The organism is Desulforhabdus sp. TSK, assembly GCF_022836495.1.
Taxonomy (GTDB): Bacteria; Desulfobacterota; Syntrophobacteria; order Syntrophobacterales; family Syntrophobacteraceae; genus Desulforhabdus.
The window spans coordinates 1-255 of record NZ_BQXM01000271.1 but is presented as its reverse complement, the minus strand read 5'-3'; the positions used below and the strand labels follow the sequence as shown (position 1 = coordinate 255).

Annotated in this window: 1 protein-coding gene; it reads left to right on the top strand. The window is 62.0% G+C overall.

All coding sequences use genetic code 11. The annotated features are described in order from the left end of the window. A partial coding sequence (locus MWC30_RS22365; RefSeq protein WP_244086375.1) for a 4Fe-4S dicluster domain-containing protein occupies positions 1-255 on the top strand: 255 nt, incomplete at both ends.

The following is a 255-nucleotide window of genomic DNA, read 5'->3' as shown; positions in this document are numbered from 1 at the left end:
GCGGTGGAGACGCCTTCAAGCGATGCTTCCAGTGCGGGCTGTGCGACGTGGTCTGCCCCTGGAACCGGGTGAGAAACTTCAGCATGCGCAAGCTCGTCCGGGAAGCCACCTTCGGCCTGACGGACATTGAAAGCGAAGAGATCTGGCGTTGCACCACCTGTGGAAGGTGTCCTCAGCAGTGCCCGAGGGACGTCAGGCAAATCGATTCCGGAGTGGCCCTGCGCAGGATCGCCACGGAATACGGGGTTTTTCCCC